The sequence below is a fragment of the Pseudomonas sp. P5_B2 genome, assembly GCF_056400445.1.
This window is the reverse complement of the sequence record NZ_JBFULH010000731.1, coordinates 1-1,868: the sequence shown is the minus strand read 5'-3', so window position 1 is coordinate 1,868 and position 1,868 is coordinate 1. Positions and strand designations below refer to the sequence as shown.

Annotated in this window: 2 protein-coding genes and 1 pseudogene; all 3 read right to left on the bottom strand. The window is 56.2% G+C overall.

Translation table 11 applies throughout. The annotated features are described in order from the left end of the window. A pseudogene (locus AC1DRJ_RS26105) lies at nt 1-181 on the bottom strand (hypothetical protein); the annotation flags it as partial. Between the two features lie 304 nt (nt 182-485). Continuing rightward, entirely contained in the window at nt 486-1,004 is a 519-nt protein-coding gene (locus AC1DRJ_RS26100; protein ID WP_477804693.1) for an ankyrin repeat domain-containing protein, read from the bottom strand. A 96-nt stretch (nt 1,005-1,100) separates the two neighbouring features. Then, on the bottom strand, nt 1,101-1,868 hold a 768-nt coding region (locus tag AC1DRJ_RS26095), incomplete at its 5' end, for an AMP-binding enzyme (protein WP_477804692.1).

Genomic DNA, 1,868 nt, shown 5'->3' with positions numbered 1-1,868 from the left:
CCATCCATTCGCCCAAGGGGATAGGGAACGTGTCGTCGTAGTTGATATCCGGGTTGGCCGTCAGAAAAGTTTCAGGATCGGCGTAGGCCTGAGCCGCTTCGTCAGCGACTTTCAGGATTTCGTCATCGCTCATGCACCCGGAGCTGATTTTGCTAATGAGTTCGACGAGTGCGGCTTTCATGAGGTGGATCCTGTAGCGAATGATTTTTGAGGGCGCGAAGGATAGCGCATTCAGAGGAAGTTACCGAGCAGGGAGAGACCTGTGGCAAAGGAGGGATTTACTTGTGATGAAACACCTGTGGCGAGGGGGCTTGCCCCCGTTCGGCTGCGAAGCAGTCGTCAACCGGCGTACGCGGTTCAACTGATTTACCGCGTTTGGGCATTTTTTGGGGCGGCTTCGCCACCCAACTGGGGCAAGCCCCCTCGCCACAAACAAGCTCCCTTGCCACAGAATTTCCTGAATACAAAAATCTCTTTCAGGACGCTCAGCCGAGCAGTTTTTCCAGCTGCGCGGTGGTGTCGACGGCGCCCATGGTTTTCGCAGCATCGAGTGCCGACACGCCATTGGCGTCCTTGGCTTTCGGATCGGCACCTTTACTGATCAGGTAGTCGACGATTTCGACGCGGTTGAACATCGCCGCCATCATCAGCGCGGTGCGGCCATCAAACGATGAACCTTCCACTTGTGCCCCGCCGTCGACCAGTGCCTTGACCACTGCCAGGTCGCCCTTGAATGCGGCACCGGCAATCGGGCTTTGGCCGTTGTCGTTGCGAATTTCCGGATCGGCTTTGTGTTCGAGCAAGACTTTTACGGTATCCACATGGCCATGGTAGGCGGCCAGCATCAGCAAGGTGTCACCTTTGTGGTTGCGCAGATTAGGCGGCAGGCCTTTGGTCAGCAGTGCAGCCATCATGGCCGCATCGCCCTCGCGCGCTTTGTTAAAGACCTGTTCGGCAAATTCTGCGGCTTCTTCGGGGGACATCTGTCGGCTTTGGTCTGACATCGGGGGCTCCACGTTGGGTTATTCGCAAAGCCGACAGTTTCCCGAGCAGCCCCCAAGCTGTCACTTGTTTTTTCTCAAGGACCGCCATAGCTACATTCAATAGCGGTACTTGCCGCTATGAATATCCGCCAGCACTTGCTCGGTCACTTGCACGTAAGTGTGAGTGCCGGGTAGCCAGGCATAGATCGGGTCATCACCGGTTTTGCCGGGGTCGAACGCTTCGTCCTTGAGCCGGGTCTTCTGATACTTGAACGTCCCGGTGGTCTCCATTTTCACTTTCACCCGCAGAAACAGCGGCACCGCATACGCAGGCATTTGCTGGCGAGCGAAATCCAGCAATTCGCTGAAATCCAGGGTGGCCAGGGATTCAGCCGGGGTAATCGCAGCCATGCCGGCACGTCCGTTGGTGTTGTGGACTTCTACGCCATACGCCACGGCTTCCGAGATGTGCGGAAATTGCAGCAGGATGTTTTCGACTTCCGTGGTCGAGAYGTTTTCGCCCTTCCAGCGATAGGTATCACCCAAGCGGTCGACGAATTGCGCATGACCGAATCCAATGTTGCGCAGCAGGTCACCGGTATTGAAGTAGCGATCGCCCTTCGTGAACACGTCATGCAGCACGACTTTTTCGGTCTTTTGCGGATCGGTGTAGCCGTCCAGCGGCGCCTTGTCGTCGATTCTCGCCAACAACAAACCCTGCCCGCCTTTGGCCACTTTGTTCATGAAGCCCTCGGCATTGCGAATCGGTTGACCACTGTCATGGTCGTAGGTCACCAATTCCCAGGCCATCAGCGAAAAACCGATGGTGTGGTCAAAATTCAGAATGTTGCTGAACCCGATATTGCCGTCGCTGGCCGCATACAG